Origin of the sequence: Chryseobacterium sp. Leaf405, from assembly GCF_001425355.1 — a bacterium.
In the GTDB taxonomy this organism is placed as follows: Bacteria; Bacteroidota; Bacteroidia; order Flavobacteriales; family Weeksellaceae; genus Chryseobacterium.
Window position 1 is genome coordinate 686125 of the sequence record NZ_LMQN01000012.1, and the last position, 26474, is coordinate 712598.

Genomic DNA, 26474 nt, shown 5'->3' on the forward strand with positions numbered 1-26474 from the left:
TTCGTCAGTTCGAGTAAAAATTATTTGATGAATAATTTTGTATCGAGAACATGAGAACTTTGGCTTTTTTCATTTAAGTTTGAAATGTAATTACATTTTTTATAGATAATTATTAATTTTAGCAAATTATAGCTTGAATTGACTAAGTGCGTAAAGGCGGATCCATATGATATTGAGAATAAAGCATTAAATTAATGGGTAAACATTCTACAGAAATAAGTTTGAAATTATTTGACTTTCTCATTGATTTGGGTAAAGGATTAAGATATTATACTGATACAGAATATCCTATGAAAGAAAATTCATTTGGAAGTCAAGCTATTGATATTGCATGGTTTAATAATCAAGAAAATAAATTTCCCCTTTTTATATTTGAAATCGAAAGTTCAAGCAATAATTCAATTGCTAACAATCCAACAAAAATTTTTGGGAAAGACAGTAAAGTATTTGAAAAACCGTTATTCTTTTTTCATATAATAATTGATGGAGCGGAAAATTCAGAAAAATACAACGATCTAATTGGACTTTTTGGGAAACATAATTATGATATATTTAGAATAAACAATGCAGACATTGAAAATCTATTAGTAAAAATCATTTCTCAACACAGAAGAATTCATAATGAAGCTAACTTAGCTCATATTTTGAGATTAATAAACAATTTTGAGGAAATCAAATCAGAAATTAAATTCGAATTATTTCTAAAGAATATTGAAAAATTAATCCATGAAAATCAACTATATGAACTGGGTCAAATATATGCAGATGTAGCTTCAAGTGATAAGTCATTTCAAGAACAGTATTTGAAATTTATTTATAGATTTTTTTCAGATGAACGCTCATTCTATCTAAGTTATGAAAATTACTCCGCAAGCATAGTATCTGAGTTCATCAATTTAGGTTTATTATACTCACGATATGGAAATGAAATTAATGACTTCGATTTTACTAAATTGCTAATTGAAGCTCAGAAAACTGAAACATTTAATAAGATTGAATATTTGCCAGGACTAAATTATGAATATGATATTTTTATTCAAGACCACGTAGCATTTTATATTGCACTTACATTTTTTCTTTTTGAAGGCAATGTAAGTGCTCAAAAATATATTATTGATATTGCCATTATGATTATTAGAAAACTAAATATAACTGAGGGATTTATTTTTGAACATAATTTGTCTTGGGGGCTATTAATGGCGGCAAGTAATCATGAATTTTCAGAAATCTATGAAGAACTTAAGAACTTGATGAATAATAGAAAAGGAATTCTAAATACAATTCTTTTTTGTCCGACTTTCATCAATGAACATCAAAAAATTCCAGATTCCAAATTAATCTTGGTTCCAGACCGTAATATATATGTAGAAACCTTCAAAGAGAAATTCAATCATATAAATATTGACAATAGTATTAATGAAATTGCTATAATGAGCTTGTCCGAAGACTGGAAAGATGAAATGGAATATTATTTTAATCTGGGAATTGACTTGGCAAATTTGGCTATAAAATCTTTAATGAAAAAAGAATGGTAAGAAAAAACTTTCTGTTATAATCTAGCTTGCTTTAAAAAAAGCCCATCAATATAAGAAACCTCGCCCTCCGCAAGGTTTTCCCATTTCAAAAAAAACAAACTCCCAATCCCATACTATTAAAAAATATTTTTATATTTGTTTTAAGAACAACAAAAAACAAAATGATGATATTAAAAAATAATCCCGCAGTTCATGCGCAGGCTTCCGGCACTACCGGTTCCCACAAAAAACTCAACTTTAATGAACAGCTTACTGAACTCGAAAACCGTTAAAGTATTACATTAAATCATTCAAGAAGTTTGAAGACTGCTTCAACCGTTTCGAAATGGCATTTAAGCATTCAGTAGAGAACAGCAACTACTTTGTTAGGGTGTTCAAGTGTTTTGTAAGGGCAATCAACCGTTCCGTTGAGCATGTCAAGCATTCCGAAGAGAAAATCAAACTTTCCGAAGAAGCGATCAACCACTCCGAAGAGGCAATCAAGTACAATTTGTTATTTTACAATACTTTACAGCCTTTTTATGAAAATCAATTTATTCAACAATCAATAGATAATTAGATTTCAAAACAATTTTTAAACACAAAAAATTAATACCATTATGAAAAAAAATCAGGTAATACGTGACTTCAATCTGGCAGATGCTGTACTGAAACAAAAAGCAGATGAATTGATCGCTCTAATCGACAGAGACATCGCCGAATTTACAGATCGTGGCTACAACACCGCAAAAAAGGCTGAACTGACAACCGCACGAAACACGGTAGATAATTTCCCAAACGATGAACAGCTGGAAGCCATCAAAATGAATCTCACCGAACAAAAAGATGCCGCCAGAAACGCACTGGAAAAAACGATGCGTAGTATTTTCAACAGAGCAGAAAATGTTTTCGGACAGGGCAGTGCCAAATACAAGGAGTTCGGCGATACCATGATTAGTCAGCAAAGCGATGCAGAGATTGTGCGTGTCGCCAAGATCATGAGTCTTACGGCAGAAAAATACCTTACCGAACTTTCGGACGAAGGTCTTACTTCAGAGAAAATCGCAACGCTTATCGCCCAACGCAATACACTGGATGTGACTATAGATGCACAGGCTCAAGGTATTTCTGATCGGGATGTCGCCGCAGAAAGCAGGGTAGAGGCACTCAACAGACTGTATGAGTTACTTATAAAATACTCAGGCATCGGTAAAGATATTTTCTATGAAACCAGCGAGGCCAAATACAATGATTACATTATTTATGATACCCCGAGCGGGCTTCCGGAAACTCCGCCTGTGAATCCGGTGTGAATAAACCAGTGGTCAGTTATCTCGTCAGTTCGAGTGTTTTTCGTAGCGAAGTGTAGAAAAATGTATCGAGAACCGATGAACTACAGACTTCGATCATTTAATCATAAACTTCTCGATACGATTTTTTCAAAATCTACTCGAAGTGACGACCTGCTTAACTATTAGTTTCGTCAGTTCGAGTGTTTTTCGAAGCAAAGCGAAGAAAAATGTATCGAGAACCGGTGAATGACAAACTCCGGACGTTGGATCACTAACTTCTCGATACGATTCTTTCAAAAATCTACTCGAAGTGACGATCGTTGAATGAAAACTTATTGATACGATTAAAAATGCAAATATCATTTGTCTACATATTACTTTGTTCTGATAATACCTATTATACGGGTGTAACCGAAAATGTTTATAAACGTTTTGACGAACATCAAGACGGTAAATATTTTGGTTCTTATACTTTCTCCAAACGCCCCTTACAATTAGTTTATTTTTGTCAGTTCATGGATATTGAACAGGCGATTGCTTTTGAGAAAAAGATTAAGAAATGGTCTCAGGCGAAAAAATTAGCATTAATTGAAGGAAGATATGAAGACTTGCCTAATCTTGCGAAAAAGAATTTTAATATATAATTGCCCCCCGTCAGTTCGAGTGTTTTTCGTAGCAAAGCGTAGAAAAATGTATCGAGAACCAGTGAATGTCAGACTTCAGTCATTTAATCAAAAACTTCTCGATACGATTTTTTCAAAATTTACTCGAAGTAACGATCTGCTTACCTGATAGTAATTAGTTTTGTCAGTTCGAGTGTTTTTCGTAGCAAAGCGTAGAAAAATGTATCGAGAACCGGTGAATGTCAGACTTCGATCATTTAATCATAAACTTCTCGATACAAAATTCTTTCAGAATTTCACTCGAAGTGACGAAAAGATAGACTTTATCAAATACAAACAATCCCTTTCAGAAACTGAAAGGGATTGTTGTTTAACGTAAATTCGGATCATAAAGTCCGTATAAGTACCGCAAAGCGGAAATGTTTTTGCAAGAATTAATTAAATATTCAAAGCTTTATGATAAGCATTTTCAAGACCATCAAGATTTTTTCCTCCTGCAGTTGCGAAACCGGGGTTTCCGCCTCCGCCGCCTTGGATTTCTTTTGCTAAATCTTTAATCAATGCTCCAGCCTGATAGATTCCTGCTAAGTCATCGGAAACGCCAACGGTAATCATTGGCTTTCCATCTGCGTCAGACAGGATAATCGTTATTGAAGTCGGGATTTCTTTCTTCAACTGGAACACGATATCTTTCACAGAACCGGCATCTAAAGAAGTTCTTTTTACCAAAAGTAATTTATCGCCTTTTTGTACATAAGCTCCTTTCCAATCGCTGATTTCTCCTTTAGCTTTTTCTTTTTTCAAAGCATCAACTTCAGCTTTTAAAGAAGAATTTTCTTCAATTAATTTTTCAATTGATTTTACAATATCTTTAGATTTTAATAATTGGGAAAGTTCGGAAACCTGTTTTTCTAAATTCTTAAAATATTCTTCAGATTTATCTCCTGAAATCGCTTCAATTCTTCTGATTCCCGCCGCCGCAGAACTTTCAGAATTGATTTTGAAATGACCGATTTCACTGGTGTTTTTCACATGAGTTCCTCCACAAAGTTCTTTCGAACTTCCAAACTGAATCATTCTTACGTTATCACCATATTTTTCACCAAACAAAGCCATTGCCCCTTTATCAATCGCCTCCTGGATTGGAATATTTCTGAATTCCTGTAATGCAATACTTTCTTTGATTTTTGTATTTACTTTTGCTTCAATCAAAGCCAATTCTTCTTCAGTCATTTTATTGAAATGGGAGAAGTCGAAACGAAGGTAATCAGGACCTACAAATGAACCTTTCTGCTCAACGTGAGTTCCCAGGATTTCTCTCAAAGCTTCGTGTAACAAATGCGTTACCGAGTGGTTTGCCTGAGAATTTTTTCTTTCTGTCGCATTTACTTTAGCGAAGAAAAGCGCTCCTGCATCTTTTGGAAGCCCGTTGATTAAAGAGATAATCAACCCATTTTCCTTTTTTGTTTCTAATACTTCGAAACTTTCGGTAGCATTTTCTAGGACACCTTTATCACCGATTTGTCCACCTCCTTCGGGATAGAATGGAGAATTACTCAACACCACCTGATAAAATTCTCCGTCTTTATTTTCTACTTTTCGGTATCTTGTAATATAAGTTTCCGCTTCGATTTGGTCGTAACCAACGAAGTTTTCTTCTCTTTCTTCTAACGTTACCCAGTCGTACACTTTTTGAGCCGAATCTTCTTTGGAACGCAATCTCTGTTTTTCTCTTTCTGCTTTGAAACCCTCTTCGTCGATGGTCAATCCTTTTTCCTCGGCGATAATTCTTGTTAAATCGTCTGGGAATCCATATGTGTCATACAACTCGAACACTTCTTCGCTTGGTAACACTTTAGATTGATTAGCTATTGTCTGCTCAATTAATCTTTCAACTCTGATTAATCCTGTTTCAATCGTTTTTAGGAAAGATTCTTCTTCACTTTTAATTACTTCAGTGACAAGATTTCCCTGTTTTTCAAGCTCAGGGAAAAATGCTCCCATTTGCTCCTGAAGAACAGCAACTAATTTATAAAGGAAAGGTTCTTTCATATCTAAAAATCTATAAGAATAAGAAATTCCCCTTCTTAAAATTCTTCTGATGACGTAACCGGCACCTCCGCTTGAAGGCAACTGCCCGTCTGCAATCGCAAACGTAACTGCCCTGATGTGATCTACCACCACACGGATGGCAATATCTTTTTCGTCTTCTAAAATCCCGGTATATTTTTTACCCGAAAGTTCTTCAACTTTAATAATCAACGGAGTGAAAACGTCTGTGTCGTAATTGGAAGATTTCCCTTGAAGTGCCATACAAAGACGTTCGAAGCCCATTCCTGTGTCTACGTGCTGTGCAGGAAGTTTTTCTAATGTTCTGTCAGCTTTTCTGTTGAATTCCATGAAAACCAGATTCCATACTTCCACAACTTGGGGGTGGTCATTATTAACCAAATCCAATCCTGAAACTTTAGCTTTTTCTTCCGGAGTTCTTAAATCAACATGGATTTCTGAGCAAGGTCCGCACGGTCCGCTTTCACCCATTTCCCAGAAATTATCTTTCTTATTTCCGTTGATAATTCTGTCTTCAGAAATGTGAGATTTCCAGAAGTTATAAGCATCCTGATCTCTATCAAGGTTTTCTGAAGCATCACCTTCAAAAATGGTCACATAAAGATTTTCTTTTGGAATTCCGAAAACTTCCGTTAATAATTCCCAGGCAAAAGCAATAGCATCTTTTTTGAAATAATCACCAAAAGACCAGTTTCCCAACATTTCAAACATGGTGTGGTGATAAGTATCTCTACCTACATCATCCAAATCATTATGCTTTCCTGAAACTCTCAAACATTTCTGTGTGTCGGCAATTCTTGGGGCAGTAGGTGTTTTGTAACCTAAGAAAAAATCCTTGAACTGCGTCATTCCTGAGTTGGAGAACATGAGCGTAGGGTCGTCTTTCAACACAATAGGTGCCGAAGGAACGATAAGGTGGTCTTTACTTTTAAAATAATCTAAAAATTTTTGACGAATCTCTTGTGATGTCATAATTATATATTGCTTTGCTTTTTACAATTTGATAAGATGCAAATTTAAGATTTTTAAAGTAATATAAAACATATAGTTTTGTTTTAAACCATGGCTTTACATTCCGATAAATAAGACATATATTATTATCAATTTTAAAAGTATTTTTAAAACCATTTTCTACTATTTTTCGTATATAATTATGTAGGAAATCTTGAGAAAATATGCTATCAGTTCGATAGATAGTATCACTGATTTAATACGGTATTTAGTCCGAAATTTGCAACTAAGAACTTGCAGATTTTAACCGGGAAAAAGTTAACGAACAATAAAATAAAATGAATAAAAAGATAAAAATGAAAAACATATTAATATTACTCGGAATGATTCTGGGGATAGGAGTATTTGCGACAAGCTGTGGAGATTCAAAAAAAATGAAATCTACTGAAACTAAAAAAGAAAATGAGACCGTTATGGATAGTAAAAATGTAAGAGAAGTTTATTTTGCAGGTGGATGTTTTTGGGGAACAGAACACTTTTTTCAACAAATTCGTGGTGTTGTGGGAACTGAAGTTGGGTATGCCAACGGAAATAAAACGAATCCAACTTATGAAGAGGTTGTAAGTCATACAACAGGTTTCGCGGAAACCGTAAAAGTGAAATATGATCCTGAGCAAGTAGATTTAAAACTCTTAATTGATTTATATTTTAAAACGATTGATCCTACAAGTTTAAACAAACAAGGGAATGACAGAGGAGACCAATACAGAACAGGAATTTATTCTACCGATAAGTCTACGGAAGCGATTATTAAAGAAGAAGTTCAGAAGTTGGCTAAAAATTACAGTAAACCATTAGTTGTAGAAACGATTCCATTGAAAAATTTCTATAAAGCGGAAGATTATCATCAGGATTATTTAGATAAAAATCCGGGAGGATATTGTCACATCGAGCCGGGACTTTTTGAAATGGCAAAAAATGCGAATCCGCTTCCAAAGAAAAGCGAAATGAAATATCAAAAACAGGATAAAAACGTTTTAAAAGAAAAACTGACTGCCGAACAATACAAAGTAACGCAGGAAAATGCAACAGAAATGCCTTACTCTAATAAATATGACAAAGAATTTCGTGAAGGAATTTATGTGGATATTACAACAGGTGAGCCGTTATTTATTTCAACCGATAAATTTGAATCGGGTTGTGGATGGCCAAGTTTTTCGAAACCGATTTCTAAAAAATTAGTTGACGAAAAATTAGATAAATCAGCCGGAATGACTAGAGTAGAAGTAAGAAGTAAAACCGGAGATGCACATTTGGGACACGTTTTCAATGACGGACCTGCAGATAAAGGTGGACTTCGTTACTGTATCAACAGTGCTTCATTAAAGTTTGTTCCAAAGGCTGAAATGCAAAAAGAAGGTTACGGAGAATATATTTCTCTACTGGATAAAAAATAATAAGTGTATTATTAAGTGAGGTGATTGAAAGGACTGTCGAAAGGCAGTCTTTTTTGTTTTCTAATATTTTACTGTCATTCAGAATGCAACAAAGTGAAATGAAGAATCTATTTTATTAGTTGAAAGTTTAAGCCAAAAATAAAAAAAGTGATCCTAAAACGAATCACTTACTATCTAAATTTTTTAATCTTTTAGTTTAACGGCTTACCAATCTCTTTTTCTTAAAATCCAATAAGATCCGAAAATAAAAATAGCACACCATACCAAACATGCAATCATGCTTTCTGTAGGATAATGAAATTCATATTTTAAGCCCATCATTTTTGCCATTTTAAGTCTCATTATTGGATTAGGAATAAGGCTCGACATACTTTCCAAGGGTAAAAGATGCGTGATGAAAAAATCGTTCTGAAGAATTTGATTTCTTTGTTCGCCCTGCATTCCACTTACTTTGGTGAAAACTTCCACGGCTGATAGAATACCTTCAACAACCCAAAATATAAAAAGTGCAAGAAAAACAAAAACTGATTTTCTTAATAAAATAGATAAAAACATCAGAAAACAGAAGAAGGTAAACAGTTTTACAAAATAATTTCCGATAAAGAAAATCTCTTCAAAAACTTTTGCAGATTCTGTGGTGACAGAATATTTGTATCCCAAAAACATCGTGATCACAAATACAACTAATGTGGAAACAATAGTAAAAATACCTATCGTCAATAGTTTTGAGGTGATGAATTCTTTTCTGCTCAGCCCGTCGATTGTATTCTGCTTAAACATTCTGTTGCTGAATTCCTGCGAAATCGAGAAAACAATAATTAATCCTAAGAAAATTTTCAGGATCGCTACAATCCATGTTGTAAAATTCCAGATTTCCGGAAAATTATAAATTCCCTGCTCTTTGAAATTAATCTTACCTCCAAAAAGATCAAAATCAATTAATCCTATGAAAAGTAAAGCAATCAGAATCGCAAAATAAATGATGCTGAAAATCTTGAAAGGCTTATAATTCAGATTTTTGTAATATTCGAGTTTTAATAATTTTATCATGATTAATGCGTGTTTTTTACAAGTTCAAGGAATTGAGATTCGAGAGACAGTTTTTTCTTATTTAAATGAGATAAGAAAATACCTTTTTCAGCCAGTTTTTGGTTTAAAGCTGAAGCAGAAATCGACGCATCATCACGAATCTGCGCTTTGATGATTTCTCCATCCTGATTGATTGCTGTAAACCATTGCAGTTCATTCAATGCATTCAAAAGTAAAGTGTTGTTATCTGCTTTTAATTCAAAATAACCATTGTTGGCAGTTATTTCATCCACTCGTCCGGAATAGATAGAGTTTCCTTCTTTCAAGACAATTACGTGGCTGCAGATTTTTTCAATTTCATCCAAAAGGTGACTTGCAATAATGATTGTAATGCCTTGTTTTGCGATGTTGGTGATGATTTCTCTAATCTGTATAATTCCTTCAGGATCAAGACCGTTGGTCGGTTCATCAAGAATTAAAACTTCAGGATTATTCAACATTGCTGATGCGATGGCAAGACGCTGTTTCATCCCCAGAGAAAAAGTTTTGAAAGTATCTTTTCGTCTTTCGTATAAACCGACGGTTTTTAATACTTCTTCAATTCTTTGGTATGGCGTACTCTTAATTTCCGCAACAATTTTAAGATTCGTTTCTGCACTTAGATAAGGATAAAAATTGGGTTGTTCGATGATCGCTCCAATTCTCTTTAAGGTTTCCGGATCGGTTCCTTTTTTGCCAAACCAAAACCAGTCGCCGCTTGTGGGGTTGATGGTTGAAAGCAGCATTCCAAAAGTGGTGGATTTTCCGCTTCCGTTAGGCCCAAGAAGTCCGTAGACATTTCCTTTTTCGACGTCAAAAGAAATATTGTTGACAACAGTTCTTTTGAATTTCTTCGTCAGATTCTTTACTGATAAAATCTTTTCCATGTAATTTGTTTTACATAGTAGTAGTCTTTTTAATTGAAGAAATGTTACAAATTATATTATATATCAATAAATTTTAATAATTTAAACTATTAAATTTGGTAGTATTAATCGATAGTTATGAAGTTAATTGAATTGGCAAAGGAACTGAATGTTTCTGCAGAAGCGATAAAACAATTTATACAGGATTTTGATCTTGAACTTGGAGTTTGCATCAGTACAAACTTTGAAGTAAAGGAGTATTTTGAAAAATTTGCCCGTGAAAATTTAGATTTTTTAAGGCTTTATGAAAAAGATTTAGATAAAACGAAAACAGTAGAGCAGATTGCAGAAACAATCAATCAGCCGAAAGAAAAAGTTGAAAAAGCGATTAAAGAAAACAATCCCAATATTTTTGATAACGGTTTTTTCAAATCTTCCATTTCGAGTTATGGAATCGATAATAAGTTAGGCGGAAATTACAAGTTTGTCTACAATTATTTTGGACATAAAACAAGTCTCCAGCAACAGGATTTTATTGGATACAGAGATTTGTTTTTCTACATTTCAAGCGTATTGGAACCGTTTCTGAATCCTCAGCAGATTAAAGATTGGGGAATCAATAAACCGGCAGGAATTATTCTGTACGGTCCGCCTGGGAGCGGAAAAATTTTCTGGGCAAATAAAATTGCTGAAATTATCGGATACAAATTCAAAGAAGTTAAGAAACACTATCTCGGAACTTCTTTTGTGGATGGAAATCAGACCAATTTTAATGACTTTTTGGTGGCGATGATGAAAGAAAATAAAGTATTACTATTTTTAGAAAATTTCGACGAAATTATGATGGCAAGAAGTGCAGAAAATAATATCGCTTCGTGCAATCTTGAGACGCAGGAAATCATTCTTCACTATATTTCAAAATTTGAACAGGAAGACCTATTGATGATTGGCTCAGCGAATTCTGTTGCAGAAATTGACGAAGAAATTCTGGCCACAGGAAGATTCGATGTGATGGTTCCTGTTTTTCCGCCCAACCATGCAGAGAGGTCAGAGATTATTCTGTATGCAATGACCAAAAATCTTGAAAAAGATTCACTTTTATTTAAAATTTTGAAGAATAATAAAGCCGATAAAATTCCTTTCTGGCACGAAGTTTCTTCACAAATGAAAGTGTTCAGTAATACCATGCTGATTGATTTTACTCAGAGTTTAAAAAAGAGAATTAAAAATCTTTACCAAAGAACAAAAAATGAAAATCTTATCATCGATCAGACTCTCTTGAATGGTGCGTTGAGAGATGCTAAAGGGAAACTGACGGAAGAATATCTGAACCAAATTGCCAGATTTTTAAGCGATGTGATGATTAATAATCTGGATCAGTTTCAATACAGAGTTCAAAGTTTAAAAACTGAACTGGAATCTTACAGAGTTGTTGAAGAACCAAGAAGGGAAATTGGTTTTCATCATAACGGGGAAGAGCAGGTTTAGCTTTTTCAATCGCAAATGTAAGCCCTCATGAAAAGTACCCAAATTATCCGTAAATTTGCCTTTCAAATTTTTTAGTTTTGATTAACAACGACCATATAAAAGATACTCAATCGAGAATTGATGACCTTCATAAATATCTTCAGATTGATAAAAAGAAGATAGAAATTGCCAATGATGATGAAAAAACAGCTGCACCTGAATTTTGGGACAATCCAAAGACAGCAGAAGCGTTTTTAAAGCAGCTTCGTTCCAAGAAAAAGTGGGTTGAGGCCTATGATGAAATTAATACGCAGTTTGAAGATCTTCAGGTTTTAATGGAATTTGCCAAAGAAGATCCAGATTCTGAAAAAGAACTGGATGAAGCTTTTCCTCAACTGGTAGAGAAAATTGAAGATCTTGAGTTTAAAAATATGCTTTCCAATGAAGGTGACGAACTTTCTGCTGTGTTGCAAATCACAGCAGGAGCCGGAGGAACAGAAAGTTGCGACTGGGCAGCAATGTTGATGAGAATGTACACGATGTGGTCTGAAAAACAAGGCTATAAAATCCGTGAGCTGAATTTTCAGGAAGGTGAAGTTGCCGGAGTAAAAACCGTGACATTGGAAATTGAAGGGGAATTTGCTTTCGGTTACCTGAGAGGGGAAAACGGTGTTCACAGATTGGTAAGAATTTCGCCTTTTGATTCTAACGCAAAACGCCATACAAGTTTTGTCTCGGTATATGTTTATCCTTTGGTAGACGATACAATTGAGATTAATATTAATCCGGCTGATATTTCATTTGAAACGATGAGGTCTTCAGGAGCGGGTGGGCAAAACGTAAACAAAGTTGAAACAGCGGTTCGTCTTCGCCACGCACCAACAGGAATTATTATTGAAAACTCAGAATCTCGTTCGCAGCTTCAGAATAAAGAAAAAGCAATGCAGTTGCTTCGTTCAAGATTATATGAGATGGAATTGGAAGAACGTTTGAAAGCCCGTACCGAGATTGAAGCTAACAAAATGAAAATCGAGTGGGGAAGCCAGATCAGAAATTATGTAATGCATCCATATAAATTGGTGAAAGATGTACGTTCCGGACATGAGACTTCAGACGTAGATTCTGTGATGAACGGGAATCTTACACCATTCCTCAAAGCTTTTCTAATGGCAGACGGGACGGCGGTTTCCGACGATGACATGGACTTATAAACGGGATGTTTAAATTTCGTTAAAATCGTGAAATAAATTTCTTTTTGAAGTTTATTAAGCTTATTTTTGTTACTTATCAAAACGTATGGAAGATTACAATAGTTGGAAAGATTTATTAAACCCGGAATTTTATATTGATAACGGAGGATTTTGGTTAATTTTATTCATTATTTTTGCCGAAACGGGGTTGTTTATAGGGTTTTTCTTACCCGGCGATTCACTTCTTTTTGTATCTGGAATCTATGCGGTAAAAATTATTGAAGAGACTTTTGGATCTACGGGAAGCGATTTTCTCGATACCACTATTCTGGCTTCTTGTGTGGCAATTGCGGCAATTATCGGTAATGAAGTTGGATATTATTTCGGTCGCAAAACGGGTCCTGCTTTATATAAAAAGCAAGATACTATGCTGTTTAAGAAAAAGTATCTGTATCAGGCTCATGATTTCTTTGAAAAAAACGGTGCTTTGGCAATTATTATGGCAAGATTTTTACCGGTTGTGAGAACTTTTACCCCTATCGTTGCAGGAATTGTGAGAATGGATAAAAAAGAATTCTTGAGAGATAATGTTATCGGAGCTGTTTTATGGTCATTTATATTAATTTTTGCGGGGCATTATCTTGATAAATTATTCATGGATCAGTTCGGTATTGATCTTAAAAAGAAATTAGAGCTAATTATTATTGTAATTATTTTAATAACAACAGTTCCTGTGATCATTAAATTTCTATTCGGAAAAAAAGAAGACTTTTCGAAATATGAGAATCATGATTTCGATGAAGAAAGTAAATAAAATTTAATTTTAAAATATATTAAGAAACCTTCGATTACTTGGAGGTTTTTTTTATTCAGAATAAGTATTAGAATTTCATGCTGAGCGAAGTTGAGGTATTGAAATTTAATTGTATAAAGATTCTTCTATGCCGGTTAAGAGAAGAGTAAAAACTAATTTTTAATCCATTCCAGAATATTAGGATAAATAATACTGTCTCTTTTCTTTTTACTGAAAAATCTGGGCGCATGGCCTGTTTTCTTCATAAAAACTAATTTATGTGGAATATTTTGCGCCGTCAGAGCAGAATCCAGAACTAATCCTTGTTTTTGATTAACCAAAAAATCAGTGTTTCCCTGAAATAATAAAGTCGGAACATTAGAAATATTATAAACAGGACTGGCTTTTTTAAATTCTTCAGATAAATTTTGACGGTCAAATTTCTCACCCACCACTTTTTGAAAAGTAGGAGAGGTATATTTTGAATAGAATGAATTCAGATATTCCGGAGAATAAAAATCTGTCGGACCACTCAAAGAAATAATTTTTTTAATAATCTCAGGATGTTGATAACCATACAGTAAAGAAAGATGTCCGCCGGCACTTTCACCCAAAAGGATATAATTATCAGGCTGAAGTTCCGCTTTCTGTGCTAATGAATTAAATTTTGTAATAGCAGAATTAATGTCATCCAATTGTTCCCGGTATGTGATTTTCTTTGATTTTGAAACCAATCTGTAATTCATACTAATGCTCGGAATATTATTTTTGAAAAGCATTTTCTGAATTTGGATCATGTGTTCTTTCTTACCTAACGTCCAGGCACCGCCATGAACGATTAAAACGACCGGAGAATTTTCAGGATAATCGGATGGCAAAAAAATATCTATTTTCTGTCTTTTATGTTCGCCGTATTTTAAATTGTAGATTTTCTGATCATTATTCGTTCCCACCCAAACTTTGAATTTCCTTGTATTACACGAACCCAACATAAAGCCAATTAATCCTAAAACAAAAAAATGGTATTGAAGAATCAGCTTTTTCATAGCATAAATGTACTGAAAATTAGGATTAAAATTAAATTTTAGAATAGGATTTTAAGTATTACAACTACAATTTCGGTTCTATACAGTAAGTTGGTCCGATTTTTATTATTTATTGCAGTTCTATATTCGCATTGATGTTTTGATCACTTTTTAATGGAAATTTTTAATTCCGGCTTAATTAATTTTAAAATTTAAACCTTGCGAAATCATAGAGCAAATAGATTTAAAATATCTATTTTTGCTGAACTTAACGAAGATTAAAAAAATATTAAAATTTATGGCATCTGGTTTTTTTGCAATTTTGGATGATATCGCAGCTTTGATGGATGATGTAGCGGTTACGAGTAAGATCGCAACTCAGAAAACAGCGGGAATTTTGGGTGATGATTTGGCGGTAAATGCTGAAAAAGCAACAGGTTTCGTTTCTTCAAGAGAAATACCGGTGCTTTGGGCAATTACAAAAGGTTCTTTTATCAACAAATTAATCATTCTGCCTATTGTATTTTTGCTCAACTGGCTGTATGCTCCGGCAATTAATTACGTATTGATTCTGGGAGGATTGTATCTGTCTTTTGAAGGCGTGGAAAAAATCATCGAATTTCTTTTTCATCGTGATAAAAAAGGTCATGAAGTAATAGAAGAGGCTGCAGAAGAAGAAAAAAGTCCTGAAGAGATGGAAAAAGCAAAAGTGAAATCTGCCATTACCACAGATTTCATTTTATCAATCGAGATTGTAATTATTGCTTTGGGAACGGTTTTAGAAGAAAGTCACCCCTTTATTACACAGATTTTAGTTACGAGTTTGGTGGCATTTATTGCAACTGTAGGGGTTTACGGAATTGTTGCTTTAATTGTAAGAATGGATGACGCAGGATTTAAGCTAATTAAAAAAAGCAAGGATAAAGGTTTCTTCGGAAAATTGGGACATTTGTTGGTGAAAGCTTTACCGATTGTTATTAAAGCATTGGGAGTAATTGGTACGATTGCTTTGATTATGGTTGCCGGTGGAATTTTTTCTCATAGAATAGAATTTTTTCACCATTTTCTGGAATCTTGGTCTTCCAATGAAGTGCTGAAGATTTTAAAAGAAGTTATTCTTGGATTGGCTGGTGGATTAATCGCTGTCGCACTTTTCACGATGGGAAAAGGAGTTGTTTCTTTGGTTAAGAAAAAATAACTGAGTTTAAATTCAAAATATATAAAGCTTATGAACCGCAATCATAAGCTTTTTTGATGATTTATGAGAAGTTTATCAATTGACTTATTAAAAATTGTGCTGGCGATTTTTGTTGTTTGCCTTCACATGCACGTTCTGCGGGATTCTTATCCGTCATTGAGCTATGTTTTGGTAAACGGACTTTTCCGGATTGGTGTTCCTGTTTTTTTAATTATTTCAGGATACTTTTTTTTCTTTGTTGATGATTTTTCAAGGCTAAAGAAATGGTCAATTAGGATTCTTTTGCTGTATGTTATTTGGTCGGTTATTTATTTTCCGCTTTGGAAAGAAGATGATAATTTTCTGTTGAATATTCTCTTTGGTTACCATCACCTATGGTATCTGATTGGGACTTTTTTTTCCGGATTATTGTTATTTGCGTTAAGAAATCTTTCACCTAAAATATTAGTCTCACTTATTGTATTCTTTTTCTGTTGCGGTTATACCCTTCAGTTTTTAGGAAATTCACATTTTTTTAATGGAGAAATTGATGCTACATTAAATTTATTCCCAACGTACAGAAACTTTTTATTTGTATGTTTTCCCTTTTTAGGAATGGGATTTTTAATTAAGAAACTGGAAATTGATGTAAAACGTAAACCATCACTTTTGGTTGTTCTGATTTCTATCTTTCTTGTCATTTTTGAAGCTTTTCTGAATTACACAGTTTTTAATTTAAGCCAAAAAGAAAGTATCGATTTATTATTTTCATTACTAATTGCCTGTCCGTTATTATTTCTCTATTGTAAAAATATCATGATAAAAACAGACTCTAAAATTCTGGCAAGTATCTCAACAGCCATCTATCTGATTCACCCTTTAATCATGGAATTCGTTTACAAATCAACTTATTTTCCATCATATAAGAATGTAATTTTTACCGTAATTTTGTTGCTAGTAAGTTTAATTTTGGTTTTTTTGAATAGAAAAGTTAAATATTTACTTTAAGAATTCTTGAGTATGATCTATTGAAATTATATTAACAAATGCCAACTTTATATGTCCGGCATCCAAAAATTCTGAATGATTGAGATCAATTTCTTTTTCTGTTTTCAGCTTTTCATAAAAACTAATGATTTTTCCTTTATGTCCTGAATTCTTAATGAAATTATTAAAGAATATTTCAGCAGTCTCTTTGTTAGAATGACACAATAAAAAACTGATCGGACTTAAAGAATCTTCACAATACGGATTAAATTTTGTTCCTTTATTTTTAAGAAATTCAATCGCATTTTCTTTAGAATTAAATATTTCAAAAATCGGAAGCACATATTTTTCAATATTATTGACAATTGCTTTTACTGATTTTTCAAATGACAATCCAGCCAGGTTCCATTTTTTCCAGGTATTAAGAGGGGTAATGTAACCGATGTGATTTCCATAAATTAATCCGCTGCAAAACTCATTTTTGATATGTTCGATTTGCCATTTCTTTAAACTTTTAGAATAAATAGCAATACTGGGATTAATCATGGTGTGAGACGAATGATTCATAAAGCTGTTTTCAAAAGTGATCTCGAAGAAAATATCTTTATCAGATGATACTTTTTTTAATCGTTTACCTTTTTGATATATCGTAAAATCCGGAAATTGACTGGCTATTGCATTGCAGCCGTTTAGGAATACTGTTTTTGAATCCATTAATTTTTGTAAATGTTTCGGTGTTTAAACAAATTTATGGATAAAAAAAGAGACTTAAAAAATAAGCCTCTTAAAATATTTTTAGTTGAATAAATCTTTCACTTTATCAAAGAAAGTTTTTTCCTTTCCCGATGGTTCTGCAACCATTTCTCCGCTGCTCATTTGCTTTTCGAAGAAGTCTTTTTGCTCTTTCGTAAGCTTTTGAGGTGTCCATACATTGATGTGGATAAACATATCACCTTTTCCGTAGCTGTCGATACTTGGAAGACCTTTTCCTGCTAATCTTAAGATTTTTCCGGATTGAGTTCCTTGATCAACTGTGATTTTCACTTTTCCGCCAACGGTAGGGACTTCTTTTTTTGTTCCCAAAGCCGCTTCTGCGTAAGAAATATATAATTCCTGGTGAAGATTATCACCTTCTCTCTTAATTACCTGATCTACTTCTTCCTCTACAATTACCAAAAGATCCCCTGGAATACCGCCAAAAGGAGCATCATTACCTTTTCCTCTTACATTTAATTGTATTCCGTCTCTTGCACCTGCAGGAATGTTGATCGTGATTTCCTCTTCATCTTTTACCAGACCTTGAGCATTGGCTCCAGCCGGAATTTTATCCGCCACTTTCCCGATTCCCTGACAAGTACCACAAGTTGTCTGCGTCTGCATCTGACCAAACATCGTATTCATAACTTTCATCTGAACACCCGAACCGCCACAGGTAGGACACGTTTTTGAAGTAGCACCTTCAGCCATCTTCATTTTCTTAACTTTGATGGTTTTTTGCGTTCCGTTAACCATTTCTTCAAGATTTAGCTTGATTCTGATTCTTAAATTAGAACCTTTCACCTGCTGACGACCTCCGCCGCCGCCAAATCCTCCGAAACCGCCGCCACCGAAAATATCTCCGAACTGACTGAAAATATCTTCCATGTTCATTCCACCGCCGAAACCGCCACCGCCGTAGCCACCGTTTCCGCCCATACCTGCATGACCGAATTGGTCGTATCTTGCACGTTTCTGTTCGTCACTTAATACTTCGTAAGCTTCTGCAGCTTCTTTGAAATTTTCTTCAGCTTCTTTATCGCCCGGATTTTTATCTGGGTGAAATTTAATAGCCATTTTACGGTATGCTTTCTTTATTTCGTCGGCTGAGGCAGATTTGCTGATCTCAAGAACCTCGTAATAATCTCTTTTTGACATGATATATTATAATTGATTATCGATAAATGATAAAAGATATGTAAGAATGATGTTGAAACTATCAATTACCACTCATCATTTATCAGTTATTATTTAGTTACCCGTAACTACTTTTGCAAAACGAATTACTTTATCGCCTAAAGTATATCCTGTTTCAATTACGTCTACGATTTTTCCTTTCAAATCTTCTGATGGAGCAGGAATTTGAGTAATTGCCTCGTGGAAATCTACATTAAATGTATCTCCTGCATTTACTTCCATTGGTTTTAAACCTTTTTCAGTTAGTTTGCTTTTGAATTTGTTGTAAATTAATTCAACACCTTGTAGATCAGAAGCATTTCCGTTTTTAGCAATTTCTTTAATCGCTCTTTCGAAGTCATCCAAAACACCCAACATAGAAACCATCATATCCTGATTGGCATATTGGAAGAATTCCATTTTCTCTTTTGAAGTTCTTTTTTTATAGTTTTCGAACTCAGCATATAATCTGATGTAACGGTCTTTTTCTTCTGCCAAAAGTTCTTCGGCAGTTGGTTTTGCTGTCACATTTTCTTCAGTTGCTGTTTCGTTCGGAATATTCGTATCTTGTTGATTATTGATGCTTTCTTCGTTAATATCCTGATTTTCCATAATTCAATCTTTAATTTCCTTTTTATTGACAAACATTTTGCCAAAGAAAAAATCTGGACATTTCGGCAGATTTTGTTATGAGTTATAGTCGATAATTGCGTGCTGAATATTTCTTGTTCTTATTTTGTTTAAACTACCCGTCTTTTTACTTTCGCAAAAATCCACCCCTTCATTCAAGGGGAATTTTCGCTGTGTTGATATGTCGTTGAAAGTAAAACTGCAGCCTAGCCCCGATTGCAGTGAAAATCCTTTTTTGAAAAAAAAGATTGCAACGGAAAGCGGGAAATAGCTCCTAAAAGATAAAAGTAACTTTTACATTCCTTCTCCAAAAAACGTCTGATACAAAAGATAAAGATTTAAAATAATAATGATAAACGAGATCATCCAGACACAGATTTTCATGAAAGGTTTATTGACGAATTCTCCCATTTTCGCCTTGTCACTTGTAAACATCACCAACGGAACCACCGCAAAACTCAACTGCATCGATAGAATTACCTGGCTCAAAACCAATAATTCCGTTGTACCTTCTTCTCCGTAAAGAATCGCAACAATTAAAGCCGGAATTACGGCAATTAATCTTGTTATTAAACGTCTTAGCCAAGGTTTTAATCTGATGTTTAAGAAGCCTTCCATTATGATTTGCCCGGCGAGAGTTCCTGTTAAAGTTGAGTTTTGCCCTGAAGCTAATAAAGCAATTGCAAAAGCAATACTTGCCATCGAAGCCCCTAAAATCGGGGTTAACATTTTATATGCATCATGAATATCTGCAACGTGTTTATTTCCTGTTACATGGAAAGTAGCAGCGGCTAAGATCAAAATGGCAGCATTAATGAAAAATGCCAGCATCAAAGAAACCGTACTGTCTAAAGTCGCAAATTTTATCGCTTCCTTTTTACCTTCTCTATTGCGTTCGTAATCTCTGGTCTGCACAATGCTGCTGTGCAAGTAAAGGTTGTGAGGCATTACTGTTGCTCCCAAAATTCCAATCGCAATGTAGAGCATTGCAGGATTCTGAATAATTTCCTTTTGTGGAACCAATCCGCCCAATAATTCATTAATAGCCGGTTTAGAAATAACCAATTCATAGGCAAAACAAGCAAGAATAATGAAAATTAATCCGCCAACAATACTTTCAATCCATCGGAATCCTTTTGCTTGTAAAAGAAGTATAAATAGAACATCTACCGTGGTTATAACAATTCCCCAAGTCAGAGGAATATGAAAAAGTAAATTTAATGCAATCGCGGAGCCGATAACTTCTGCGAGATCACAGGCGGCAATGGCAATTTCACAGAAAACCCAAAGCATAAAATTGGTTTTCGGACCAAAATGATCTCTACAGGCCTGAGCCAAATCTCTTTCTGCAACAACACCTAATTTCACAGACAAATGCTGCAAAACCATTGCGAAGATATTGGAAATTAAAATTACAGAAAGCAGCGTATATCCGAATTGTGCACCTCCGGCAATATCGGTCGCCCAGTTTCCAGGATCCATATATCCTACGGCAACCATCAGTCCCGGGCCGGCAAACGCAAGATATTTTCTCCAAAAGCTTCCGTTTTTAGGAACTTTTACTGAAGAATATACTTCGGATAACGAGTGAGAGGTTTTATCTTTACGCCAGGCGTCTTTTAAATTGAGATTCATAATTGTTAGAAATGACTAACAAATTTAATTAAATAAATGGAATAGTAAACTATTAGTCACAAAAAAATCCCGAAAACGAATTTCCGGAATTTTATTTTTTATCAATTTTGAAGATTATTTTGCAAATCTCACAGACATTTTTCTATCAGTTTTTCTTTCTTCATCAGAAGCTTTTGCATCAACTTTAGCAAACTGGCTTCCGTATCCTTCTGCTTCTAAAACCTGGGCTCCTACGCCTTGTTTTCCAAGCCAGTCTTTAATATAATTTGCTCTTTCTTTAGAAATTTTTAAATTAAGAGATTCATTTCCTGTTTTATCTGTATATCCGCCAATTTTGATCTTAGCCTCAGGATAAGCTTTTAAAATTGCTACTAAATTTTGAAGTTGTCCTTCAGAACCTGCTTCTAATTCATTTCCTTTTCCGGATTTAAAATTTACATGGTCAAAATCATACCAGGTATCTTTCAGAGCGGCATCGTTGGCTGCATTTTTATAACTTCCGGATTTTAGAAAAGTAATCATCATATCTTCCATTCCTCCTTTGTATCCTTTCAGTGTAGTTCCATTCAGGTCTATGTTTTCATCCACTTTTGCAACTGCCGGGGCAGCTGTTGTATCTGCGGACGAAACTGAATTCACCGTATCTGTTACAACCGTACCGGAATCTGTTACTGTTGTAGTGATTGTCGTCTCTTTTTTCTCACATTGTTTCCAGATAAAATATCCTGCGGCAATTAATAATAGAAGAGGAAGAAGCCACTTCCAGATAGACCCGCCGCTATCATTATTTCTTTCAGGGAATGTCCCGTTTGGTGCTGTACTTCTAGTGACCTGTACTTTAGGTTCTTCTTCAGACGGCATTTGGATAGCATCTCCGTCATTATCAAACTTATACCTTGCATCCCAATCGCCCATGTTCAGGGAAGCTAAACTAAGCCCTGCAGGTAGTAAACCTGACACAACACTTTTTTGGTCATTCAGCAAATTTGAAATTCCTGATTTATCCAAATTATTATCGGCAGCATATTTTCCAACTGAACCTAAAGTAGCTGCTGTAACTAAATTTAATAAAGAGCTTGAGGAATTGTTGCTTATTCCTGCATACGTCGCAATAGAACTAATCAATCCGTTTAATTTATCACCAAAAATTGTTGACAATAAATTAGAGATAAAGGAATTATTAGAAGAACTTCCTAATAAATTACCCAAAACTCCACTTGAAGATGCATCGGAAACAGCATCTAAAACAGCCGGATTGTTATGATTGTTGGCTAATCCTCCCACAACTACAGGCAATAATCCTCCAATTGCTTTTGAAATACCAGACTCACTTTCTCCAAGCTGAGAAGCAGCCTGAGATACTAAATTGGGACCTAACTGCCCTTTAATTAAATCAATAACGTTTAAAGACATAATAAATTGTTTTTTAAGATTAATGTTGAAGTAAATTTAAACAAAAAACAGTCCAAATGTTATTTTCAAAAAAAAATCTGCAAAAATTTCAAGAATTTTTACAGATTTAATAATTATTTTATTTTAACTTTTAATAAGCTTTTGCGAATAAAACTCGTCTCGCAGATGGTTTCCCGGAAATTAAAGAAACGCCTTCTTCAATATCATCATCCAAAGGAATACATCTGATAGTTGCTTTTGTTTCGTCCTTAATTTGCTCTTCTTCTTCAGCAGTTCCGTCCCAATGTGCATAGATGAACCCGCCTTTTTCTTCTAACACTTTTTTAAACTCTTCATAAGTGTCAACTTTCGTAATGTTGTCTTTTCTGTAGTTTGCAGCTTTATTATATAAATCTGTCTGAATAGTTTTCAATAATTCTTCAATATAAGAATCCAACCCTTCAATAGAACGAACTTCTTTTGTTAAATTATCTCTTCTGGCAATTTCTACCGATTTGTTTTCTAAATCTCTTGGTCCCATTGCAATTCTTACAGGAACACCTTTCAATTCGTATTCAGCGAATTTCCATCCCGGTTTGTTTTGAGTATCATTATCGAATTTCACAGAAATTCCTTTTGCTCTCAATTTTGCCTGAATATCCAAAGCTACTTCACTGATTTCTGCCAATTGCTCTTCTCCTTTAAAAATAGGAACAATCACCACCTGAATCGGTGCTAAAGTCGGAGGTAATACTAATCCTAAATCGTCTGAATGGGTCATAATTAAAGCTCCCATCAAACGGGTAGAAGTTCCCCAAGATGTTGCCCATGCGTGTTCGATTTTTCCTTCTTTATTGGTGAATTTTACATCAAAAGCTTTTGCAAAATTCTGTCCTAAAAAGTGAGAAGTACCTGCTTGTAAAGCTTTTCCGTCCTGCATTAATGCTTCGATACAGTACGTTTCATCAGCTCCTGCAAATCTTTCAGATGGCGTTTTTACCCCCTGAACGACTGGCATTGCCATAAAGTTTTCTGCAAAATCTGCATAGACTTTGTTCATTTTTTCAGCTTCTTCTACTGCTTCATCTTTTGTAGCGTGAGCCGTGTGACCCTCCTGCCATAAAAATTCTGCTGTTCTTAAAAATAAACGCGTTCTCATTTCCCAACGAACAACGTTTGCCCACTGGTTAATTAATATAGGTAAATCTCTGTAAGACTGAATCCAGTTTTTATAGGTGCTCCAGATAATTGCTTCTGAAGTGGGACGAACGATTAATTCTTCTTCCAGTTTAGCATCTGGATCTACAATAAGTTTTGCCGGATTATTTGGATCGGTTTTTAACCTGTAATGGGTAACAACCGCACATTCTTTAGCAAAACCGGCAGCATTTTTTTCCTCAGCCTCAAATAAGCTTTTGGGTACAAAAAGCGGGAAATAAGCATTAACGTGACCTGTCTCTTTGAATTTTTTATCCATTTCATCACGCATTTTCTCCCAGATTGCATAACCATAAGGTTTAATCACCATGCATCCTCTTACTCCTGAGTTTTCAGCTAAGTCGGCTTTTACCACCAACTCATTATACCATTTGCTGTAATCTTCGCTTCTTGAGGTTAATTTTGCCATTAATTTTTTTTTAATATTTTTAACTTATTCCAATTATTGTTATCTAAAAATAAAAATCTATTTTTGATAGATTTTTGTACCCTCTAATTGGTACATTTTTGGTACAGATTGCAAATATAATTTAAATTAAAAATCTTTACGTTATCATGAAAAGAAATATACATAAAAATTTGCTTAGTATGTTAAAATCCAAAGGGATTTTAGCCATATCAGGCGGATTGCTGCTTGTGTCTTGCGGCGCTCAAATGGGTGGTTACAGCGAGACTGATGGGGTATACTATGATCCTAATAAAGATACACTACCGGAAGGTGTAATTATCAATGATCGTGGAAACAGAGTAGGAGAAGACTACAACTATTATCAGGACGATTATTCTAGCGTTGTTCAAAATGCTGAAGCTAATTCCAGAGAGGGAAGATATGATGACTGGAATAACTATTCTTGGAACACAAACTCTACAGCAACCGATTCTGATTGGGGAAATTACGCAGGAAACCAAACCAATTACTACGATAACTCATGGGGATGGGGATCTCCTTGGGGTTGGGGCGGTATGTATGGTGGCTACAGCCCGTATTGGGGCTGGGGTGGTTATGGCGGTTACGGCTGGGGTCTTGGATTTTCATGGGGAGGCTCATGGGGTTGGGGCGGCGGCTGGAATATGGGCTGGGGCTACTCTCCTTGGGGCTGGGGTGGATACAATCCATACTGGGGCTACGGTTATCCATATGGAGGATATTATGGCGGCGGATACTGGGGTGGTAATTATTACGGACCAATCAATAGAAGAAGCAATGCCAACGGAAGAGGAATTAATTCTTACAATGGTGGATTTGCCAACAGATACGGTATAACAAGTTCTAATGGATTCAGAAGAAACAACACCAATTCAGGTGGTTTCAGAAATGGAAGCAATAATGGTGGGTTCAGAAATAATGGAACTAATGGAGGATTTAGAGGAAATCCAAACGGTGGTTTCAGAGATCAGAACGGAATAAGACCTCAAGGCGGGTTCCGTAATCCAAGATCTCAGGGAAGCCCGAATTACAACCAACAATCTCAGCCAAGAAGAAGCGATGGTGGTTTCAGAAACGACAGCAATAGCGGTGGATTCAGAAATAATGGCGGTTATAATAATTCTAACAGCGGAGGCGGTTTCAGATCAGGAGGCGGAGGCTTCGGTGGAGGAAGCAGCGGCGGCGGTGGATTTAGATCCGGCGGCGGTGGAGGCGGAGGCTTCCGAGGTGGCAGATAATTTTAAAATTAATAACTATTCAAAAAAATAATGTTAAAAAAATCTTTAGTAATAATGAGTATTTCTGCAGCATTTTTTGCTCAGGCTCAGGATATTTCTGTCATAAGGAATACTGTAGATATTTACTCCAATGCTCCAAATATAGGTTCTGCAAAGTTTAATGCAATGGCGGGTTCCAATGGTGCCCTTGGAGGAGATGCCAATTCTTTGCTTACCAATCCGGCTGGGTTAGGAGTGGCCATCTCAGGAGAAGTTTCAGGAACATTATCTCTTACAAGTAATAAAAATACATCATCTCTTGCAGGTGCATCCACGGGATATACTATTAATAAAGGAGATCTTGGTAACTTGGGGGCAGTAATGACTTTCCAATTAATGACTGAGACTCCATGGAAATTTATCAATATTGGGGTAAATTATTCAAATCAGTTTATTGATAATTATATTGAAACTCCAGGTAACAGCAATCTTATTTACGATTTTGATGCGACAAACAGTTCTTCTTTCGGAAGACACGCTTACGACAGATATGGTTATTTATCAAAAACAAGTATTGGAGTAGGAGCTAACTATAACAATAATTTGTATTTAGGAGCTGGGTTGAATTTCTTTAATTCATCAATTGATCAGTCAGACACAGCAATTTTTAATTCTTTGTCTAACGGAAGTGCAGAATATTTCAGCAAACAAAGCACACCTTACTATGAAAAAGGAAACGGTTTCTCAGCTTCATTAGGAGTTATCGGGAAATTAAGTCCGAACTTTAGAGTGGGAGCAGCATTAGAAACTCCAACTTTCTGGAACATCGACAGAAGTTACAATTTCTATAATGATGCTGTTTACGGAGATGATTACGCTGTCGAAAACAGAAAATTAACGTCTCCTCTTAAAGCAACAATAAGTGCAGCTTTCATTGCAAGCAAAAGTTTCTCTTTAAATGTTGATTATACCCTTGGATTAACAAAACCAAAGTATAAAGTGTATGGAGACGCAGAAACAGAATTAAATGACTTCTTTAAAGATAATTATAAAAATTTATCAGAAGTAAAAATCGGTGCAGAATATAGAATTAAGCAATTTAGATTGAGAGGAGGATATTCGTATGCTTCAAGTCCTTTTGATGCATTAACGGTGAACAGATATGCAGATAACGGAGTTGCTTCAGAACAGTCGTACAGCAACCTTATTCTTAATGACAGAAATGCTTTGTCTTTCGGTTTGGGATATGATTTCAAATCATTTTATATAGATGCTTCTTATCAAAATATAACTTCAAAATACAGCAACCCGTTATTATATGGTGTGGTTGACAGTAATTATGAAGCTGGGTATTATTCACCAAATAATCTGATCTCAAGCGATGCGTATGCAGTATCAGATGTGAAGAATATCAGAAACAATTTCTTTCTTACATTCGGCTGGAAATTCTAATTTCCGGATGATGTAATGAGTGATTAAATGAGAGCTCCGAATAGAAATATTCGGAGCTTTTTATTGGAGTTAAATTGATGTAATGTAAATC

General features: G+C 34.8%; 21 protein-coding genes. 11 read left to right on the forward strand and 10 right to left on the reverse strand.

All coding sequences use genetic code 11. From position 1 onward, the window contains the following. Positions 1 to 194 precede the first annotated feature (194 nt). The 3 genes from ASG22_RS09360 to ASG22_RS09375 all read left to right on the forward strand — a co-directional run bounded on the left by ASG22_RS09360 (position 195) and on the right by ASG22_RS09375 (position 3450). Positions 195 to 1535 carry a hypothetical protein gene (locus ASG22_RS09360; protein WP_055983299.1) on the forward strand — a complete coding sequence of 447 codons (1341 nt, stop codon included), beginning with the start codon at positions 195 to 197 and terminating at the stop codon, positions 1533 to 1535. A gap of 599 nt (positions 1536 to 2134) precedes the next feature. Then, positions 2135 to 2827: a hypothetical protein gene (locus ASG22_RS09370; RefSeq protein ID WP_055983303.1), complete on the forward strand. Its 693-nt coding sequence runs from the start codon at positions 2135 to 2137 to the stop codon at positions 2825 to 2827. Between the two features lie 329 nt (positions 2828 to 3156). Then, positions 3157 to 3450: a GIY-YIG nuclease family protein gene (locus ASG22_RS09375; RefSeq protein WP_055983306.1), complete on the forward strand. Its 294-nt coding sequence runs from the start codon at positions 3157 to 3159 to the stop codon at positions 3448 to 3450. A gap of 417 nt (positions 3451 to 3867) precedes the next feature. On the opposite strand, the gene alaS is transcribed toward ASG22_RS09375, so the two are convergent. Beyond that, on the reverse strand, positions 3868 to 6471 hold the full coding sequence (alaS, locus tag ASG22_RS09380; RefSeq protein ID WP_055983308.1) for an alanine--tRNA ligase: 2604 nt from the start codon (positions 6469 to 6471) through the stop codon (positions 3868 to 3870). Between the two features lie 335 nt (positions 6472 to 6806). Here alaS and msrB point away from each other — a divergent pair, with 335 nt between their 5' ends. Further along, positions 6807 to 7907, forward strand: coding sequence for a peptide-methionine (R)-S-oxide reductase MsrB (gene msrB / locus ASG22_RS09385; RefSeq protein WP_055983533.1), 1101 nt, complete (start codon positions 6807 to 6809; stop codon positions 7905 to 7907). 204 nt (positions 7908 to 8111) lie between these two features. Here msrB and ASG22_RS09390 read toward each other — a convergent pair whose 3' ends face one another. Beyond that, positions 8112 to 8957, reverse strand: coding sequence for an ABC transporter permease (locus tag ASG22_RS09390; RefSeq protein WP_055983309.1), 846 nt, complete (start codon positions 8955 to 8957; stop codon positions 8112 to 8114). 2 nt (positions 8958 to 8959) lie between these two features. Continuing rightward, positions 8960 to 9862: an ABC transporter ATP-binding protein gene (locus ASG22_RS09395; RefSeq protein WP_055983311.1), complete on the reverse strand. Its 903-nt coding sequence runs from the start codon at positions 9860 to 9862 to the stop codon at positions 8960 to 8962. Between the two features lie 117 nt (positions 9863 to 9979). Between ASG22_RS09395 and ASG22_RS09400 the strand changes: the two genes are divergently transcribed. The 3 genes from ASG22_RS09400 to ASG22_RS09410 all read left to right on the forward strand — a co-directional run bounded on the left by ASG22_RS09400 (position 9980) and on the right by ASG22_RS09410 (position 13312). Then, on the forward strand, positions 9980 to 11329 hold the full coding sequence (locus tag ASG22_RS09400) for an AAA family ATPase (RefSeq protein ID WP_055983313.1): 1350 nt from the start codon (positions 9980 to 9982) through the stop codon (positions 11327 to 11329). A gap of 77 nt (positions 11330 to 11406) precedes the next feature. After that, complete coding sequence (gene prfB / locus ASG22_RS09405) at positions 11407 to 12519, forward strand: peptide chain release factor 2 (RefSeq protein WP_055983315.1); 1113 nt, start codon at positions 11407 to 11409, stop codon at positions 12517 to 12519. 85 nt (positions 12520 to 12604) lie between these two features. Next, entirely contained in the window at positions 12605 to 13312 is a 708-nt protein-coding gene (locus ASG22_RS09410) for a DedA family protein (protein WP_055983316.1), read from the forward strand. 152 nt (positions 13313 to 13464) lie between these two features. On the opposite strand, the gene ASG22_RS09415 is transcribed toward ASG22_RS09410, so the two are convergent. Beyond that, positions 13465 to 14337: an alpha/beta hydrolase gene (locus tag ASG22_RS09415; protein ID WP_055983318.1), complete on the reverse strand. Its 873-nt coding sequence runs from the start codon at positions 14335 to 14337 to the stop codon at positions 13465 to 13467. Positions 14338 to 14614: 277 nt separating this feature from the next. On the opposite strand from ASG22_RS09415, the gene ASG22_RS09420 reads away from it, so the two are divergent. After that, positions 14615 to 15514 carry a DUF808 family protein gene (locus ASG22_RS09420; protein WP_055983321.1) on the forward strand — a complete coding sequence of 300 codons (900 nt, stop codon included), beginning with the start codon at positions 14615 to 14617 and terminating at the stop codon, positions 15512 to 15514. A 63-nt stretch (positions 15515 to 15577) separates the two neighbouring features. Beyond that, positions 15578 to 16501, forward strand: a complete 924-nt coding sequence (locus ASG22_RS09425) for an acyltransferase family protein (protein WP_055983323.1) — start codon at positions 15578 to 15580, stop codon at positions 16499 to 16501. Here ASG22_RS09425 and ASG22_RS09430 read toward each other — a convergent pair. The 6 genes from ASG22_RS09430 to proS form a co-directional block, all read right to left on the reverse strand. After that, positions 16493 to 17194, reverse strand: a complete 702-nt coding sequence (locus tag ASG22_RS09430) for a hypothetical protein (RefSeq protein WP_055983325.1) — start codon at positions 17192 to 17194, stop codon at positions 16493 to 16495. The genes ASG22_RS09425 and ASG22_RS09430 overlap by 9 nt on opposite strands. An 81-nt stretch (positions 17195 to 17275) precedes the next feature. Then, positions 17276 to 18394, reverse strand: coding sequence for a molecular chaperone DnaJ (gene dnaJ, locus ASG22_RS09435; protein WP_055983327.1), 1119 nt, complete (start codon positions 18392 to 18394; stop codon positions 17276 to 17278). 93 nt (positions 18395 to 18487) lie between these two features. Further along, positions 18488 to 19024: a nucleotide exchange factor GrpE gene (locus tag ASG22_RS09440; protein WP_055983329.1), complete on the reverse strand. Its 537-nt coding sequence runs from the start codon at positions 19022 to 19024 to the stop codon at positions 18488 to 18490. Positions 19025 to 19336: 312 nt separating this feature from the next. Beyond that, entirely contained in the window at positions 19337 to 20677 is a 1341-nt protein-coding gene (locus ASG22_RS09445) for an Nramp family divalent metal transporter (protein ID WP_055983331.1), read from the reverse strand. A 114-nt stretch (positions 20678 to 20791) separates the two neighbouring features. Beyond that, the gene (locus ASG22_RS09450) at positions 20792 to 22090 is read right to left on the reverse strand and encodes an OmpA family protein (RefSeq protein WP_055983333.1); all 1299 of its coding nucleotides are present in this window, start codon (positions 22088 to 22090) and stop codon (positions 20792 to 20794) included. 130 nt (positions 22091 to 22220) lie between these two features. Then, the gene (gene proS, locus ASG22_RS09455) at positions 22221 to 23696 is read right to left on the reverse strand and encodes a proline--tRNA ligase (protein WP_055983335.1); all 1476 of its coding nucleotides are present in this window, start codon (positions 23694 to 23696) and stop codon (positions 22221 to 22223) included. 179 nt (positions 23697 to 23875) lie between these two features. On the opposite strand from proS, the gene ASG22_RS20980 reads away from it, so the two are divergent. Together ASG22_RS20980 and ASG22_RS09465 are read left to right on the forward strand one after the other, a co-directional pair. Further along, the gene (locus tag ASG22_RS20980; protein WP_082504980.1) at positions 23876 to 24952 is read left to right on the forward strand and encodes a prolyl-tRNA synthetase; all 1077 of its coding nucleotides are present in this window, start codon (positions 23876 to 23878) and stop codon (positions 24950 to 24952) included. A gap of 54 nt (positions 24953 to 25006) precedes the next feature. Next, complete coding sequence (locus ASG22_RS09465; protein ID WP_082504990.1) at positions 25007 to 26383, forward strand: OmpP1/FadL family transporter; 1377 nt, start codon at positions 25007 to 25009, stop codon at positions 26381 to 26383. Positions 26384 to 26474: the final 91 nt, after the last annotated feature.